At 60.8% G+C, this 16,814-nt stretch carries 18 protein-coding genes; 8 read left to right on the top strand and 10 right to left on the bottom strand.

Translation table 11 applies throughout. The annotated features are described in order from the left end of the window. The 7 genes from GL286_RS18545 to GL286_RS18515 all read right to left on the bottom strand — a co-directional run bounded on the left by GL286_RS18545 (position 1) and on the right by GL286_RS18515 (position 7,030). Positions 1-1,461, bottom strand: coding sequence for a mannitol dehydrogenase family protein (locus GL286_RS18545; protein ID WP_155097066.1), 1,461 nt, complete (start codon positions 1,459-1,461; stop codon positions 1-3). A gap of 14 nt (positions 1,462-1,475) precedes the next feature. Beyond that, positions 1,476-2,537, bottom strand: a complete 1,062-nt coding sequence (locus GL286_RS18540; protein WP_170295294.1) for a sn-glycerol-3-phosphate ABC transporter ATP-binding protein UgpC — start codon at positions 2,535-2,537, stop codon at positions 1,476-1,478. Between the two features lie 12 nt (positions 2,538-2,549). Further along, positions 2,550-3,602 carry an NAD(P)-dependent alcohol dehydrogenase gene (locus tag GL286_RS18535; RefSeq protein WP_155097065.1) on the bottom strand — a complete coding sequence of 351 codons (1,053 nt, stop codon included), beginning with the start codon at positions 3,600-3,602 and terminating at the stop codon, positions 2,550-2,552. A gap of 3 nt (positions 3,603-3,605) precedes the next feature. Next, the gene (locus GL286_RS18530) at positions 3,606-3,794 is read right to left on the bottom strand and encodes a DUF2160 family membrane protein (RefSeq protein WP_155097064.1); all 189 of its coding nucleotides are present in this window, start codon (positions 3,792-3,794) and stop codon (positions 3,606-3,608) included. A 3-nt stretch (positions 3,795-3,797) separates the two neighbouring features. Continuing rightward, complete coding sequence (locus GL286_RS18525; protein WP_155097063.1) at positions 3,798-4,637, bottom strand: carbohydrate ABC transporter permease; 840 nt, start codon at positions 4,635-4,637, stop codon at positions 3,798-3,800. A gap of 3 nt (positions 4,638-4,640) precedes the next feature. Further along, entirely contained in the window at positions 4,641-5,519 is an 879-nt protein-coding gene (locus GL286_RS18520; protein ID WP_155097062.1) for a carbohydrate ABC transporter permease, read from the bottom strand. Between the two features lie 74 nt (positions 5,520-5,593). After that, positions 5,594-7,030, bottom strand: a complete 1,437-nt coding sequence (locus GL286_RS18515; protein ID WP_155097061.1) for an extracellular solute-binding protein — start codon at positions 7,028-7,030, stop codon at positions 5,594-5,596. Between the two features lie 206 nt (positions 7,031-7,236). Between GL286_RS18515 and GL286_RS18510 the strand changes: the two genes are divergently transcribed. Together GL286_RS18510 and GL286_RS18505 are read left to right on the top strand one after the other, a co-directional pair. Continuing rightward, positions 7,237-8,193 carry a sugar-binding transcriptional regulator gene (locus tag GL286_RS18510; RefSeq protein WP_155097060.1) on the top strand — a complete coding sequence of 319 codons (957 nt, stop codon included), beginning with the start codon at positions 7,237-7,239 and terminating at the stop codon, positions 8,191-8,193. Between the two features lie 170 nt (positions 8,194-8,363). After that, positions 8,364-8,753: an acyl-CoA thioesterase gene (locus tag GL286_RS18505; RefSeq protein ID WP_155097059.1), complete on the top strand. Its 390-nt coding sequence runs from the start codon at positions 8,364-8,366 to the stop codon at positions 8,751-8,753. A 16-nt stretch (positions 8,754-8,769) separates the two neighbouring features. Here the strand turns inward: GL286_RS18505 and GL286_RS18500 are convergent, their stop codons facing one another. Next, positions 8,770-9,228 (bottom strand): cell wall hydrolase, encoded by a 459-nt coding sequence (locus GL286_RS18500; RefSeq protein ID WP_246185025.1) that lies wholly within the window; start codon positions 9,226-9,228, stop codon positions 8,770-8,772. A gap of 220 nt (positions 9,229-9,448) precedes the next feature. Beyond that, positions 9,449-9,922, bottom strand: coding sequence for an Lrp/AsnC family transcriptional regulator (locus tag GL286_RS18495; protein ID WP_155097058.1), 474 nt, complete (start codon positions 9,920-9,922; stop codon positions 9,449-9,451). A gap of 125 nt (positions 9,923-10,047) precedes the next feature. Between GL286_RS18495 and GL286_RS18490 the strand changes: the two genes are divergently transcribed. From GL286_RS18490 to GL286_RS18465, 6 genes are all read left to right on the top strand, one after another. Beyond that, positions 10,048-10,311, top strand: a complete 264-nt coding sequence (locus GL286_RS18490) for a hypothetical protein (RefSeq protein WP_155097057.1) — start codon at positions 10,048-10,050, stop codon at positions 10,309-10,311. 163 nt (positions 10,312-10,474) lie between these two features. Next, positions 10,475-12,355, top strand: a complete 1,881-nt coding sequence (locus tag GL286_RS18485) for a polysaccharide pyruvyl transferase family protein (RefSeq protein ID WP_155097056.1) — start codon at positions 10,475-10,477, stop codon at positions 12,353-12,355. Next, a complete protein-coding gene (locus GL286_RS18480) occupies positions 12,352-13,521 on the top strand; it encodes a KpsE/RkpR family capsule polysaccharide export protein (protein WP_155097055.1) in 1,170 nt (389 codons plus the stop codon). The genes GL286_RS18485 and GL286_RS18480 overlap by 4 nt, the downstream gene beginning before the upstream one ends. Further along, a complete protein-coding gene (locus GL286_RS18475) occupies positions 13,518-14,198 on the top strand; it encodes an ABC transporter ATP-binding protein (RefSeq protein ID WP_155097054.1) in 681 nt (226 codons plus the stop codon). Before GL286_RS18480 ends, GL286_RS18475 begins: the two co-directional genes overlap by 4 nt. Beyond that, positions 14,191-14,982 (top strand): ABC transporter permease, encoded by a 792-nt coding sequence (locus tag GL286_RS18470; protein WP_155097053.1) that lies wholly within the window; start codon positions 14,191-14,193, stop codon positions 14,980-14,982. The genes GL286_RS18475 and GL286_RS18470 overlap by 8 nt, the downstream gene beginning before the upstream one ends. A gap of 170 nt (positions 14,983-15,152) precedes the next feature. Continuing rightward, positions 15,153-16,349 carry a hypothetical protein gene (locus GL286_RS18465; protein WP_155097052.1) on the top strand — a complete coding sequence of 399 codons (1,197 nt, stop codon included), beginning with the start codon at positions 15,153-15,155 and terminating at the stop codon, positions 16,347-16,349. Positions 16,350-16,418: 69 nt separating this feature from the next. On the opposite strand, the gene GL286_RS18460 is transcribed toward GL286_RS18465, so the two are convergent. Next, complete coding sequence (locus GL286_RS18460) at positions 16,419-16,724, bottom strand: hypothetical protein (RefSeq protein ID WP_211596419.1); 306 nt, start codon at positions 16,722-16,724, stop codon at positions 16,419-16,421. Positions 16,725-16,814 lie beyond the last annotated feature (90 nt).

The following is a 16,814-nucleotide window of genomic DNA, read 5'->3' as shown; positions in this document are numbered from 1 at the left end:
CTATGCCAGATAGCGGGTCAGCGCCGCTCGCGCCCCTTCTTTGTGAATGAGCCTTAACCATCCGTCAAACGCATCTGCAAAGGCCGCTGACCGCGCCAGATCGCCATAGATCGCAGGGACTAGCCAAGCCGCGGGATCATCCTTGGCGATCTGCGCACGGGTTTGCAGGGCGGACCAGTCGGGATCATTCGGCTCGATCAGCGATCCATCCTCGCGCCGACCCGTGCAATAGCGCGCCCAGAGTGCCTCGACCAAGGCCAGCCCCGTAACCGGCAGACCCGCCGCAAGACCGTCGCGGATCGAGGGCAGCACGAAGCCCGGATGACGGCTCGAGCCGTCAAAGGCGACCCGCCGTGTGGTGTCGCGGATCGCGGGGTTCGAGAAGCGCCGCTCGATCAGGTCCAGATACGCTGCGGGCGTGTATTCGGGAACGGCGTGGACATGAGGCAGGATCTCGGACTGCTCGACGTGGCGAAACAGGGCCGAGATCTGCGGATCGGCCATGGTTTCCGCGATGGTCACGATGCCCAGCAGGTCCGCGACATTGCCGATGATCTGATGGCCGGCGTTCAGGATCCTGATCTTCATCCGCTCGTAATCATGCACCCGATCCGAGAATGTTGCCCCTGCAAGATCCCAATCGGGACGACCGGCGCAGAAGTGATCCTCGATCACCCATTGCCGGAAATTCTCATGCGTGACGGGGGCGGCGTCCTCGATACCGAAGTCCTGCACCAGCGCCAGTTCGGCAGGGCCGGTGGCGGGAACGATGCAATCCACCATGGAGTTGGGAAAAGCACTGTTCTGGTCAATCCATTCGGCAAGGGCGGGATCGTTCAGTCGCGCAAGGCCGACGATGGTCTGACGCAGGATCGTGCCATTACCTTGCAGATTGTCGCAGCTTTGCGCGGTAAATGGCCCGAGATCCGCTGCCCGCCTTCGGGCCAATGCCGCCACCATGGCCCCGAAAGCCGTGCGCGGTGCGTCGGGATTGGCAGCGTCGTGGCGGATATCGGGATGCCCGGTATCCAGGCCTTTATCGGGGTTCAGGTAGTAGCCGCCTTCGGTCACCGTCAGGGCGACGATCCTGATAGCTGGGTCCGACATCGCCGCGACCAGGGGGGCGTTGTCGTTCCGGACCGGAATATAATCAATCATCGAGCCGACGATCTCGGCCGAGCGGCCCGCAGGATCAAGTTCGATCAATGTGGTCAGATAATCCTGCCGCGCCAAGCGGTCGCGCATTTCCGCATCATAGGCTCGAACTCCTGCGCCCAGAATGGCCCAATCATGCGCGAGGCCCTGTTGCATCAGGCGGTGCAAATACCATGACTGATGGGCGCGGTGGAAATTCCCAAGGCCGATATGGACGATGCCGGGGCGCAGCGCGCGGCGATCATATTGCGGGCGCAGGATCGACGGGTCCAGATCGGCAAGGGTGGCATTGCACAGGCGGGTCATACGGTCCTCGGAGGTCACAGGCGGCGTTCGGTCTGGCGGTCGAAAAGGTGAACATTGGCGGGGTCGATGACGAAACCGACCTGCTCACCGGGGCGGGCATAGATGCGGTCGCGGACCACCGCATTGATCAGGTCATTGTCCACCCGCGCGAAAATCTGGGTCTCGGAACCGGTCGGCTCGGTCACGACGATATTGACCGGCACCCCTTCATCGCCGATGGCGATGTGTTCGGGGCGGATACCGTAAGTGACCTGATGGCCGTCAGCCAGACCGGCTTGCGGCATGGGCAGTGCAAGTCCGCCATCGGTCCGGAACACCTGCCTGCCCTCCTGCGAGGACACAGTTCCATGCAGGAAGTTCATCGAGGGCGAGCCGATGAAGCCCCCGACAAAGACACTTTCCGGTCGGTCGAACAGGTCCAGAGGCGCGCCGATCTGCTCGACCCGCCCGTCCCGCATGACCACGATCTTGTCGGCCATAGTCATTGCCTCGATCTGGTCATGGGTGACATAGACGATGGTTGTTCCAAGGCGCTGGTGCAGTTCCTTGATCTCAACCCGCATGCTGACGCGCAGCTTGGCGTCAAGGTTCGACAGCGGTTCGTCGAACAGAAAGACCTGAGGATTGCGCACAATGGCACGGCCCATGGCGACGCGCTGGCGCTGGCCCCCCGAAAGCTGCTTCGGGTAGCGATCCAGCAGATGCGCAAGGTCCAGAATCGACGCCGCGTGGTTCACCTTCTCCTGAATCTCGGATTTGGGGCGCTTGGCCATTTTCAGGGGGAAGCCGATATTCTCGGCCACGGTCTTGTGCGGATAAAGCGCGTAGGACTGGAACACCATCGAGATGTCGCGTTCCTTTGGCGGCACGTCATTGACCACGCGTTCGCCGATCGAGATGGTGCCGTCACTGATCTGTTCCAAACCGGCCAGCATCCGCAACAGGGTCGATTTTCCGCAACCCGAGGGGCCGACGAGGACGACGAATTCGCCATCCTCGATATCGACATTGACGCCGTGCATGACCTGAAGTGCGCCGTAGCGCTTGAATACATTGTCGATTTTGACACGCGCCACGCTGTTTCCTTTCTATTGCGGCATTTCGATCTGCATTTTCACGTCGCTTGCAGGCGCGGAAGCTGCGATCTCGAATGCCTGAACGCTGTCGCTAAAGGCGAATGTCCGCGTGATCAGCGGTTTCACGTCGATTGCCCCCGAGGCGATCATGTTCACGCAGCGCGGAAAGGCATGGGCATAGCGGAAGATATTCTCGACCCGCGCTTCCCGGACCATCGCCGCGCCCGCATCATAGGCGATCGGATCGGGTTGGCCGCCGATCATGACGACACATCCGCCCGGAGCGAGCGGTTGGAAAATGCCCGCCGCTGCCTTGGGTGAGCCTGTCGCCTCGAACACGACATCGGCGCCCCAGCCGTCAGTCTCGCGCAGGACACACTTGGCAAGATCATCTTGCGCGACATTCACCGGTATGATGGCGCGGGACAGACCAGCGCCGATATCAAGCTTTGGCTGAGCGACATCGGACAGGAAAACCCGCGCGCAACCTGCGGCCAATGCTGACAGTGCCGTGACCAGCCCGATGGGCCCCGCACCCATGACCACGGCATTGTCTCCGGGCTTGATCCGCGCCTTGGTCGCGGCATGGATGCCGACGGCGAGGGGCTCGACCATCGCGGCTTCGGCGAAGGACACGGTGTCGGGCAGCTTGAAGGTGAATGCCTCGGGGTGGACACAGGTCGGGCGCAGGATACCATGGACCGGCGGGGTCGCCCAGAAGCGGACGGCGGGGTCAACATTATACATGCCCAGACGGGTGGCGCGGCTGTTCGGCTCGGGAATGCCCGGCTCCATGCAGACGCGGTCGCCGGGTTTCAATGTGCTGACGTCGGAACCGGTTTCGATGACGGTACCCGAGGCCTCATGTCCAAGGATCATCGGCGCATTGACGACAAAGGGGCCGATGCGGCCATGGGTGTAGTAATGCACGTCCGAGCCGCAGATCCCTACCGTATGCAGCCGGATGCGGACATCGCGCGGACCAAGTGTTTCCTCATCATGGTCGATTGCGGGGAAATCTCGCAGCGACAGTTCTCCTTGCCGCTCAAGCACCAGTGATTGCATGATTTATCCCCTTTTCACGATGATGATGGCCAGCGCTACCGAGATCGCGACGCTGATCCAGATCGAAAGCCCAAGGGGTTCGATAAAGCGCAGCCAGAACAATGACAGCGCGACCCAAAGCACGATGCTGATGAAAAGGCGGTCGAACCAGTTTGTCTCGATGGGCAGAAAGCCCCGTCTGTCCTTGTCCATGGCCTATCCTTTCACCGCGCCGAAGGTCAGGCCCGCGACGATATGGCGTTGCACGAGACTGAACACGATCAAGGCCGGTATCAGCGTGAAAACCGAGATCGCGGCCATGATCCCCCAGTTGGTCCCCGTGGTCGTGACATATTCGGATAGTCCGGTGGTCAGCGTGCGGGCGTTGAAGTTGGTCAATGTCGCCGCCAGCAGATATTCGTTCCATGCAAAGACCCAGGTCAGGATCAGCGTGACAGCAAGTCCGGGCCGCGCGAGCGGGAAGACCACCTCGCTGATGACGTTCCACGGGCTTGCGCCATCGACATAGGCGGCCTCGTCCAGTTCCTTAGGGATACCGTCCAGCGTCGGGCGCAGGGTCCAGATCGCGAAGGGCAGGTTGAAGGTGCAATAGACAAGGATCATCCCGATCCGCGTATCGGCCAGCTTGAAATCCCCGATGCTGTAGACCTGTGTCATCAGCAAAAACAGCGGCAGAAGGAATACGGCCGGTGGCGCCATGCGGTTGGTGATGGTCCAGAAGAATACGCTTTCCTTGCCCGGCAGGTCAAATCGCGACAGCGCGTAGCAGGCCAGAAAACCCAGCGTGGTGCATAGCACCGCGTTTCCTGACGAGATCACCAGAGAGTTGACCATATAGCTGCGCAGGGTGCGGTCGTTCAGCACATCGGCGTAGTTTTTCCAGTACAGATCGCCCGACAGCCAGACAGAGGGGGTCGAGAACAGCTCGATCGCCGGTTTGACCGAGATGACGAACAGCCAGTAGATCGGGAACAATGTCAGAAAGCTGAGCAATACCCAGAACAGCACCGACAGCCACGGATTGCCCTTACGCATCGCCTAGCCCTTTCCCTTGTTACGCGGGGCGATCAGGCCAACATACATCAGCCAGCAGACCACGATGGTGAGGTAAAGCACGATGACCGACACGGCCGAGCCATAGCCGTAATTCGTGCGCGGAAAGACCTCTTTGAAGATGTGGACGCCGACATAGCGCGTGGCAGAGCCGGGGCCGCCTCCGGTCAGCATCAGGACCTCGTCGACGGTTCGCATCGCGTCCATCATGCGGATGAAGACTGTGGCAAGGATCGCCGGCCGGATCATCGGCAGCGTGATGTGCCAGAAGATCTGCCGCCGGTTCGCGCCGTCGATCTGGGCCTGCTCGAACGGATCGGCGGGCAGGGATACCAGCGCCGCGATCAGCGTCAGCGTGACCAGCGGCGTCCAGTGCCAGATGTCCATGATGACGGTGGTGGCAAAGGCCTGCCACGCGCTTTGGCCGATATTCAGGTCATAGCCCAGCCAGTTCGACAGGATATTCGGGATGATCCCGATGGACGGCGTCGTCATCAACTTCCAGACCGAGCCCACGATGATCGGCGCCATGATCAGGGGCAGGGTGTGGATGGTGCGAAAGAATGCCTTGCCGGGGAAATCCCGCATCAATGCTTGGGCCAGCGCATAGCCCAGCACGAGTTCCGACAGCACCGCGAAGAAGACAAAGGCCGCCGTCACCCCCAGCGAGGCCAGGAATTGCGCGTCGAAGACCAGCTTGCGGTAATTCCCGGCCCAGTTGAACAGCATGTCGGGATTGGCCCCGAACGGGTTCCATTGGTGAAAGGACACGAACAGCACATAGATGAAGGGCACGACCCCGAACAAAGCCAGGATCAGCAGCGTGGGGGCCAACAAGGCCCAGCCGAGGAACTTGGATTGCATGGCTTTTCCCGTCCGATGCGCGGATTGCCAATCGCCGCGGGGATTGCCCCCGCGGCGACCGGGGGGAGGAACGCTTATTTCCGGTAACCCAGATCGGTCAGTTCCTGCTCGGCCTTGGCGGCCATCTGGTCCAGACCCGCATCGGGATCGACCTTGCCGGTCAGGATGTCATAGAAGATCGGCGCGGTCGCCTCGCGCAGCTGGGCGTGGAACGGATAGGGGGGCGCGCCGCCGAACAGCTTGCCGTCATCGCGCAACATGCCGAAGTAATTGCCCAGCTTGTCGTTCAGCTCGGTGACCTTGGGCGACTCGTAGGTTGCGGTTGTGGTGATGCGCGATCCGGCGACGGCCCAGTCGGGCTGCAGGTCTTCCTCGGCAAGGAATTGCAGGAACAAGGCGGTCGCATCCGGGTTCTTCGAGGTCACCGGCAGGCCAAAGGCGCCGCCATCGTAATAACCGATATAGCCCTTGCCCTCTTCGGCGGCCTTCAGCACGCCTTCCGACAGCGGCGGCAGCGCGACCGAGATCTTGCCCACGACCTTCGATTGGTTCGGGTCCGAGGCGATCCAGGCGACGTTCTCGCCATAGACCAGCCCTTGGGCGGCACGTCCTGCGGCCATGGTCGTCGCCACTTCGGACCAGGTGGACTGCACCGATTCAGGCGGGCCGATATCGCGCAGATGCAGCCACCATTTCATCGCTTCCTTGGCCTGGGGCGAGTTCATCAGCCCGCCATGTTCGACCGTGGCGCCGTAATTGTTGGCCGCGTCGATGCCCCAGTTGTAGACGCCGAAGGTCGGCGCGACGGATTCAAAGAACTCATACCAGGATGCCGGATGCCCGGTATGGGCCTGCGCGGTCGAGCCCCACAGGTCCAGCTTGTGATCCTTGCCCCATTGGGTGAAGAAATCCGCGATCTGGGTATATTCCTCATGGGTCTTGGCCGGGGCCAGGTCGCGGCCGGTCTTTTCCTTGAAGGCGGCCATGATCTCGGGGTCGTTGAACAGGTCGGTGCGATAGACATAGGGCTTGATGAAAGCCTCCATCGGCATCCCGTAAAGGTCGCCATTCGCGCCGCGGAAGTAATTGGCGAAGGTGGTCAGCTTGGCCTCGTCGAAATCCGGGGCCTTGAGGTCCGGCTTCTCCTTCAGCTTGGCGGTCAGATCGACCAGAAAATCGCGGGCCAGATAGGCATAGACGATGTCTTGTTCGATATAGACCATGTCATAGATGCCGGTCTTGGCCTCCATGTCCTTGATCGCCTTGTCGTACATCTGGTCCCACGAGGTCGTCTCGATATCGACACGAATGCCAGTCAGTTCCTCGAATTTCGGCGCGAGGACGTTGCGGACATAGTTTGATGCGGGCGTTGATTCCGTCACGCCTCGCAGGGTCACGCCCGAAAACTTGCTGCCTGCCTGCTTGTAGAATTCTTCATCCAGAGCCCAGGCGCTGCCTGCCACAAGGGACAGCGCGAGCACGGATGCCCCCAGTCTGACAACCTTATTCATCAACCATCCTCCCTGATCCAACGAGGGGAAACGGCGGGATTCGTGTCGCGATGCCCTCCGGCGTTCCTCGTCCCCGTTCGCATCTTGGCAAATCCGGCAGGGCTGGTGCAAGAAAAATCTTGCAAATGTAATGAATGAAATACAGTTGTAAAATAGACTGGATTTCCGCCAGTTGACAATGCCGACGGGGCCGATGAGATGCGCCTATGACGAATGAAGACCTTCCCGAGGCCGATGCGTTCACCGTCGAGGTGTGCTGGCACTATTTTGTCAACGAGCTGACGCAGGCCCAGATCGCCAAAGCGATGGGCGTGACACGGCTGCGGGTGAATCAGGCGATCCAGCGCGCGCGCTCGCTGGGCATCGTCAAGGTCGAGATCGACTCGCCCTTATTGCCCAGATTCGACCTTCAGGACCGGTTACAAAAGCGGTTCGGCCTGATGCGGGCGCTGGTCGCCCCCGCCAATCCCGAGAATTACGATTATCACGGTGCTTGTGGCGCGGCGCTTGCCAGCTACATGGCCGAGCGTCTGCGCTCGGGCGAATGGCGGCGGATCGGCGTGTCTTGGGGCATGACGCTGCAATGCGCGATCAACCGGATGATGCGGCAGGTCTTGCCCGACCTTGAGGTCGTTTCGATGATCGGCGGCACCAGTCGGGGTGAATCGCTGAATGCGTTCGGCATTGCCTCGGGTCTGGCCGACCGCTTGGGCGCGCGCTATTCCCTTCTGGCCGCGCCGGTGTTCCTTGCTTCGCAGATCGACCGCGCCGAATTTCTGGCTCAGGACATCTTCACCGAACATTTCGAGAAGCTGCGCCAACTGGATGTCGCGATTCTGACCGCCAGCAATATCTCGGAGCGCAGCTATCTGATCCGAACCGGTCTGCCTGCCGTTCTGGGCACCGAAGACCTGATCGCAGCTGGTGTGATCGGCGATGTCGTCAGCCGTTTTCTTGATGCCGAAGGGAACCACGTTCCGACTTTGCTGGACGATTGCACCATCGGCATCGAACTTGATGTGCTGCGTCAGGTTCCCGAACGTGTGCTGGCGGCAGCGGGACCGCATAAAGTGCCTATCGTTCGGGCCGCGCTTCAGGCCGGGCTGGCGAATGTTTTGATCACCGACGATTTGACGGCCAAGATGGTTCTGGATGCCGATTGACGGGCAGTCTTTGTTTGGTTCGGCGCACGGCTTGTTGCAATGTTCTGCTGTTTTCCAAGGCAGGACCGCTGCCGAGCAAAAATCCTGCACAACCTTGCTGGAACACGCCCGAAAAACACGGCAAAGCTTGGCGGATATCGTTTCATCCGAGCAAGGGAACCCGCGGTCATATGCCAGATTCTCAGCCAAATGGCCTTCCTACGATCCGCACCATCGCGATGCCTGCCGATACCAATCCTGCGGGCGATATTTTTGGTGGCTGGCTGATGAGCCAGATGGACCTTGCGGCGGGGTCGGTCGCGGCGCTGACGGCGCGCGGCCGTACGGCGACCATCGCTGTCGAGGGTATGAAGTTCCATCGCCCCGTCAAGGTCGGGGACGAGGTGTCGCTGTATGCCGAGGTCGGACATATCGGCCGGACCTCGATGCGCATCCATGTCGAAGCCTGGCGACGCCAGCGTGAAAGCGAGATCACGCAGAAGGTCACCGAAGCGACCTTTACCTTTGTGGCGCTGGATGAAAAAGGTGCGGCGCGGCCGGTCTTCCCGCCCGAGGTTTAGACCCCCTTCATCACCCTTATCTGCGGGTGATGCCTTCGATCGATTGCGGCGGGTACGGTTGGGTCACCAGATCCCGATGCCGCCTTTCGTAGAATGCGTTGCCTCCGGTCACGAGGACATAGTGCATATTGTCATAGGACGCCCTGTAGCTTGCGCTATGGAAAAACATCGCGTTGCCGATCAGGGGATGGCGCTCGCCGCGCAGTACTGATTTCGCGGCCTCGCGCACCTTCGGCAGGCTTTTGCCATCCATGCGGCGGGTCATGATTCCTCGCGCGAACTGATTTTTCTGCCCGACAACGCCGCAAACCGAGTTGGGGTATTTGTCGGATACCACGCGGTTCATGACGACGCTGCCGACAGCGATCATGCCGTCACGGCTGGACTGGTTCGATTCGAAATACATGGCGCGCTCCATGCATTCCAAAGGGGAATGCCGGTTGCCGAACGAGCAGCCCGCAAGGACCACAACCATTGAGGCCAACGGTATGGCCATCCGGACTTTCATCGACGTGAATTTCATTGCCTGCTCGTGTGACTGCACGCGGACTTTTCGTCCTTTGATGAAGGATTAGCAGTCAGCCGCGCGAGGCATCAACGCAAAATTCGCGTTGAGCGCGAATACCGCCGTAGCCAGTCAAGGATCGGTCGTGGCTGGCCCGTCACCGGCCCGCCCTGTCAGCCAGAGTCCCGTTCTAACGATTGCGCGTATCCACCGGATAGGCGCTGGAGAAACGGATACGCTCCATCGAGAAATGCGAGGTGACGTTCTTGATCGGCACGGCATCCGTCAGGCGTTTATAGAACTGGTCGAAGGCCGACATGCTCGTAACGGCGACGCGCAGCATGTAATCCATTCGTCCGGCCATCCGGTAGACCTCCATGACCTCGGGCAGGGTATCGACGGCGCGCGTAAAATCCTCGCGCCACTCGGCCGAATGGTTCGGGGCCTCGATCTCGACAAAGACCAGAACGCCCAGCCCGAGTTGAAGCGGGTCGGCCAATGCCACGCGACCGGTTAGAACGCCGCTGGCCTCAAGCTTTTGGATCCGCTTCCAGCAGGGTGTCTGGGACAAGCCGACCTTCTCGGCAATCTGCGAAATAGGCAGCGTGGCGTCACGCATCAACTCGGCCACGATCTTGCGGTCGATCAGGTCAAGAGCAGTCATATCCTGTCCTCCTGCAATTCAAGGGAACGCCAGTGCGGCGGCTCGAATTAAAACGATATTGTCTATCTTATAGATCGTGTATTATCCTCCGCGCAAGACTTGTGATTGTCAAAGGAATCGCAGCCATGACTGTTCCGCATCGGTCCGACGCAACAAATCCTGCGCCAAGCGCCCGTAATAACGGACTTTTTTCCGTTCGTCTGATCGATCTTCGGACCGGCGAAGTGCCTTCGGTGAACGGAAATCCGCTAAGTGTCGTCACCGACACCCCCCGACAAGCCGAGGCAGAGCTGATGAAAGGACGCGACCGCGCCTTGTGGCAGACACAGGTCGATCCGGTCGGTCCCGATCCCGCGCGACCGGCGCTTGCCAGAACCCGACGCTGGTAAAACGGCCGCGGCAGGGAAAATTATTCCTTTCGCGCAGGCGCAAAGGGAAGGCGACCTCTGCCGCGGCCTCGGGATTGGGAATGGCGGGGCGGCGGGTGAGGGTTTGATACTGAAGTTGCAAGACCGGCCATTCAAGACCGGCGACCAGACGGAGAACGAGGCATTGCTGAAACTAGATGAGATGCGTTTGCATGGAGAATTGCTGCGGGCTGTTCCAAGCGGTCCCGAGGTGATTTTCTGTTCGTTCCACACGCCGGACGACTATTACGCGCAATCGGCGCAGCGGCTGCGCAATTCGCTGGATGGGCTGGGGATCAAGTACCAGATCGCGCGGGTCGATAAGGCTCCGGGCGAGGAATGGCTGGAGATCTGCCGCAAGAAAGTTCCTTTCCTGCATTCCGTGTGCCAGAGCCATCCGCAGGCGAGGGTGTTCTGGATCGACGTCGATTGCGACATCGACTATCTGCCGGATCTCGTATCGGGATTTTCCGCGGATATCATCGGTTTCCAGCGCGGCTTCGGCCATCCCCTGCGCATAGGTTATTCGAACAGCGCGCGGTTCTGGGAGCCGTGCTTCTGGGGCATCAACACCACCAAGGCCGCGCGTGCTTTCATCGCTGACGCCGATGCGGCATGCGCGACCATGACCCTTCGGGCAACCGACGATTATTTCTTCGAAGAGGCGTGGCGCAAGAACGCGGACCGGCTGAGTTTCCAGATGATTCCGTCCTCGATGCTGGTCGGGCGTGCGGACAGGCCCGAAACCGATGCACGACCGTTCTTCTATTTCGGGTCCAGCGGCAATGTCGCGACGTTCAAGGGCTTGGCTGCGCAGCACAATCGTGCGGGTCAAGCCAAGACGGCGGGGCCACAACCCACTCCCCGGATGAAATCGGCCGCTTTGAGCGCAGCAAGACGGGTGCAGGGCGCGCTGCCGCAGGGATTGGCCGTCCCGCTGCGGCGCCTGTCGGATCGGGTGGGCATGACCGAGTTCTTGCAGCCTGTCGCGGCCAAGGGGCGACAGCTTTCCCCCAACAGTGTCTACCGCGTGATTCATGATGCCCGCGCGGGCCGAGAGGCGGCAGTGCGGGCTCGAGTGGCTCAGGTAACCAGCCGCAAGTTGCTGGCGGCGGGGGATCAGGTGGTGATCCGTGCCGCCGAGGCATTCCTTGAGCACGCGACTGCGACCGATTCCGGTCGGGGCGCTCCGTTGCGGTTGCTGTGGTGGGACAAACCCTATCCGGGGAATTTCGGCGACTGGTTGTCGCCGCTGGTTCTGGCTGCGGCCTCGGGTCGGGCGGTGCGCTATCAATCGCATGACGAGACAGGTGCTGGGCCGCATTTGCTGGGCATCGGCTCGATCGGGCGTTTCGCGCAGGCGTCGTCCATCGTCGTCGGGACCGGTATCAGTCGCGGTGATGTCGAACTGTCGCGTGACGCAGACTATGTCTCGTTGCGCGGGCCATATTCGGCCAGCGCGCTGCTGGCGGCAGGCGGGCCCAAGGTCGATCGGTTCGGCGATCCCGCGATTTTGTTGCCACGGCTGCTGCCCTTTGTCCGGCCAGCGCGCACGAACGGGCGGATCGCGCTGGTCAGACATTTTTCACATCGGGGTGTCGCATTGCGTTTGCCCGAGCGGGTGGACGAACATTCGGTCCTCCGCTCGGGTCGAGCGGATATCTCGGCGCTGATCGAGAACCTGCACAGCTATGATGCGGTGCTGACCAGCGCGATGCATGTCTTCATCACCTGTCAGGCCTATGGCATTCCGGTCGGGCTGATCACCTTTGACGGGTTCGAAAGCGCCGTTCATGGCGACGGGATCAAGTATCTTGACTATGCAGCAGGGGTCGGGTTGCCCGAGCGTCAACCGGTTCCGGTCGCCCACGACCTGCGTCACCGCGATTTCGACACGCTGATCACGGACGAACGCGTTTCTGCTACCGCGATGGATGCGGTTCAGGCTGCGCTGGACGATGCCTTTGCGGCTTTCGACCTGGCGCAAAGCAAATGGCGCGAAAAAGCGGCGGGTGAGCCGAAATGAAGGTTCAAGAGCTTCCGCGCCAGTTCAAGACCGGAAATCCGCGCATCCCGCCTCCGGTGGCGCGGGCGGGCTGGACCGTGCGGCATACCATGTTGGCGGTCAGTTTTGTGGTTGCGGTACTGCTGCCCGCCGTTGTCGTCGCAAGCTATATGTTCCTGATCGCGCGAGACCAATATGTTTCGGAAGTGTCGTTCGTCGTGCGAGATGACGAAACGCCGAATATGGGGCTGTTGGCGGGAATCGGGCTGTCCTCGGTCGGGAATGCGACCACGGACGCCAAGATGCTGTATGAATATCTGCGCAGCCCGACATTCGTTGCAGAAACCGACCGCCAGATCGGCTTGCGCGGGATGTTCGCCCGCACCGAAAGTGATCCGGTTTTCTCGCTAGGGCGCGACGCCACGCAAGAGGATCTGGTCGCCTTCTGGCGGCGGATGGTTACGATCAGCGTCGATTCCGCGACCGGCATGATCGGCATCGAGGCGCAGGCGTTTTCTCCGGCGGATGCGCGGCGCATCACGCAGGAAATTCACGACGCGGCGGGACGGCTGGTCAACAACGTCTCGGACAAGGCGCGTGACAACTCGGTCCGCTATGCCGAACGTGATCTGGCCAAGACCGAAGCCCGTCTGGCCGAGGCCCGCATCGCCATCGCGCGCTTCCGCGACCTGAACAGGATGATGGACCCGCAAGCTGCAGTGAACATCAACTCGACCGTCATTGCCGGACTGTCTCAGGAACTGACCGAGGCGATGATCCAGCTTGAGACCCTGCGTGCACAGGGCAGCGCGGATGTCAGGTTGGTGCAGGCCCAGACCCGCGTCGATGTCTTGCGCAGCCGGATCGAGGACGAGCAGCAAAGCTATGTCGGCGGGGGCAAGGCCGATGTGAGCTTCAGCGCGGTTCTGGACGGCTATACCAAGCTGCAACTGGACCTCGAACTGGCCGAGAAAAGCTACAGTCTTGCGCTGGCCGGTGTCGAGGCCGCGCGTTCCAAGGCCGAACAGGATACCCGCTATCTGGCGACATTCGTTCCTCCGACCGAGGCGCAGACCGCGACCAGACCGCGCCGGTTGATGATCACCCTGCTGACCGTCACCTTCATCTTCATCGCGTGGCTGAGTGCCGTGCTGATCGTCTGCTCGAACCGCGACCGCTTCAAATGATCAGGCTCGAGAACCTGTCGAAAAGCTTCACAGTGAATGGCCGCACGACCATCGTTGCCCGAAACATCAACGTGACCTTTCCGCAAGGCGGTGCGGTCGGGCTGCTTGGCCATAACGGTGCGGGCAAGTCTACGCTGTTGCGGATGATCGCGGGTGTAGTCCGGCCGGATCGGGGCAGGGTGGTGACGCGCGGAACCGTGTCCTGGCCGGTCGGGTTCTCCGGCAGCTTTCACCCCGACCTGACCGGAGCGCAAAACACCCGCTTCATCGCGCGCATTTACGATGCCGATGCCGAAGCCCTGCTGCGGTTCGTCGAGGGGTTCGCCGATCTCGGGCATCACTTTCACCTGCCGTTTCGCAACTATTCGTCGGGAATGCGGTCGCGGCTGGCCTTCGGTGTGTCGATGGGTATCCATTTCGACACCTATCTGGTCGATGAGGTGACATCGGTCGGGGACGGCTATTTCCGCGAGAAAAGCAAAGCCTATTTCCGCAACCGGTTGCTGAACAGCGGGGCAATCATGGTCTCGCATTCGATGAGCATGATCCGCGCCATCTGTTCATCAGCGGCGGTGCTGCATCAGGGCCAGCTGACCCATTACCCCGACGTCAACGAGGCGATCCGTGTCCATCAGAATAACATGGGTACGACATGGGACGAGGAAGACGATGACTGAGGCCCGCCGCCACCCGTTAAGCCGGTTTCCGGCATTTCGTGCGTTGGGCGCGCTGATCTTCCGCGAAATGGCGACGTCCTACGGGCGTTCGCCCGGTGGCTTCGTCTGGACCGTGCTGGAGCCGGTGGGCGGGATTGCCCTGCTGACCGTGATCTTCTCGATGGCGGTGCGGGTTCCGCCGATGGGTTCCAGCTTTGCCTTGTTCTATGCCACCGGTTTGCTGCCGTTCCTTATGTTTCTGGATGTCAGCCGCAAGATCGCGCAGTCGCTGTCATTCTCGAAGCAGCTGCTCTTTTATCCGGGCGTGACGTTCGTCGATGCGATCATGGCCCGTTTCGTCCTGTGCTGCGTCGTCCATGCGCTGGTTTTCGTCATCGTCCTGAGCGGCATCATCGCCTATGATCGCGTCGATCTGATCCTTGATCTGCCTCGGGTCGTGTTGGCGTTTCTGATGGCCGCGGGCCTGGGGCTGGGCGTCGGCTGCATGAATTGCTTTCTGATGCGACGCTTCCCTCTATGGTCGAATATCTGGGCTATCGCCACCAGACCGCTGTTTCTGGTTTCCTGTATTTTCATGCCCTTTGACAGCGTGCCTCAGGGGTTTCGCGATGTTCTGTGGTTCAATCCGATCATCCACATCGTCGGCATGAACCGCAGCGCGTTCTATTCGACCTACCGTGCCGACTATGTCGAGCCGGTCTATGTCGCGCTGGTGGCAGCCATTCTTTTCGCGTCCGGATTGGCCCTGTTGTTCAAATGGCACCGCGATCTGGCACAGCGCTAGGCAGGTCGCGGGACGGCCGCAGTATCGTCGCTAGGAATTCGTTCCCCAGCCTGTTGCGGAAAGAGAAACTCTTGACTGTCGCAGGTTGAAAATAACACGACTCAAACTATCGTCATTTAAGCCTCGTTTGATAAAGTTCTCGTAACGCCACTCTGCAAATCGAGACTCCGATGCCGATCTCAAGGATTTCCCAGATCTACGAACACGAAGGGATGGCCGGCTTTTATTCGCGCATTCGCTATCCCAAGGCACGCCGTTTGCCGCAGGGCTATCGCTCTGTTTCCGAGGACGTCGTGATCATCGGAGACGATTTGACTTTGGTTCCGGTGTTGGCCGAGATGTTGGCCCATGCCGGTCGGGACGTTGTGGGTTGGGGCAACCGTGACGACCTGACGCGGTTCCATTTTGATCCCGACATTTCGGGAGCGCGTCGTTTTGACCGCAACGATGTCCTGATCTTCTCGGCTGCGGCGCAGTATCATGTCGGCCAGCTGCGGATCGTGGCCGAGGAATGCCACGCGATCATCGAAACCTCGGACGCGCGGTTCCGCACGATTTCGGAAATGCGGATCGCGGGCGACCGGCTGTTCAACGCCGCCGGTAGCCCCGACGAGTTCCGCCGGACGCTATACCGCTTCTTTGTCGCCACCGGCGCAATCGAGCCCGATCTGGCCTATTGGCGCTATCTGATGCCCGCACCCGAGGGGGCCGAGGCGAGGTTCTGCCTCAGCCTGCCGGAAACGCCTGAGCGGCGCGACGCATTTCGCAGCACGGGGCTGGGTGATTTCAGGGTCGTCGACGGGCTGGTGATGAATGAGGGTTGGATCGGCGCGGCGCTTGGTTTTCGCAGCATTGCCGAGGCCTGCCTTGCGACCAATGTCCAGACTGCGATGATCTGCGAAGACGACGTGCAGCCGGCGCCCGATTTCGCGTCCCGATTGCGGGTCGTCATGGACTATCTCGGGCAGACCGAATGGGACGTATTCTCGGGCCTGTCCAGCCATGTCGGCCCGGAATACCGGATCGAGCGGATCGAGCGTTTCGGTGGCGAAACCTTTGTGCATTTGAACCGGACCACCGGAATGGTCTTTAACATCTACAACCGCCGCGCATTGGCGCATCTGGCGAACTGGAGCATTGCGCGCCACGGTGCTGCCAGCATCACGATCGACCGCCATCTCGAAGAAATGCCGGGTTTGCGTGTTGTCACGACGCTACCCTTTCTGGTCGATCACAGCGACGAACTATCTTCGGCTGCATGGGGCTTCCAGAACCGTCGCTACCGCTCGTTGCTGACGGCAAGCAGCCAACGGCTTGGCCGGTTGGTCGAGGGGGCCGAAGCTGGCAGTATTCGGGCGACGATCTGACAACCTACCGCATTCGCGCGGTTGACACGGCGCGGTTGCCGATCGGTCGTGGACCCCGTCAGGTGTCGCTCAGTTACAGGCCGGGTATTTGTAGCGATCGGCCTCCGAGACATCCGGCGGGCATGTCGCGGGCTTGTGTTTGTGACCGGTATTCGCGTGACCGACCTGACAGATGCCATTGGCGCGGTTCGGGCCGGTATAACTGACCTCGACCGTGTTGTCGGGATTGATCATCAGCGAAACGGTGACATGGCCATGTGTCGCTTCGACGTAATTGTCGTTCTGGGAGGTGATCTTGGCGTCGTTGCCGTTGAAGTAGATCGGGCCGTGCTCATCGGCATGGATCTCGATCCCGGTCGGGCAGGTGGCATTCACCAAAGGGATCTAGGCCGAGGCCGGGGTGGCGATGACGGTCAGGCTGATCGCGATGAGGATGCGTTTCATCATGTCTCCATCCTTTGTCCG

The sequence above is a fragment of the Paracoccus aestuariivivens genome (assembly GCF_009711225.1).
Classification (GTDB): Bacteria; Pseudomonadota; Alphaproteobacteria; order Rhodobacterales; family Rhodobacteraceae; genus Paracoccus; species Paracoccus aestuariivivens.
This window is presented reverse-complemented; position numbering and strand designations above follow the sequence as displayed.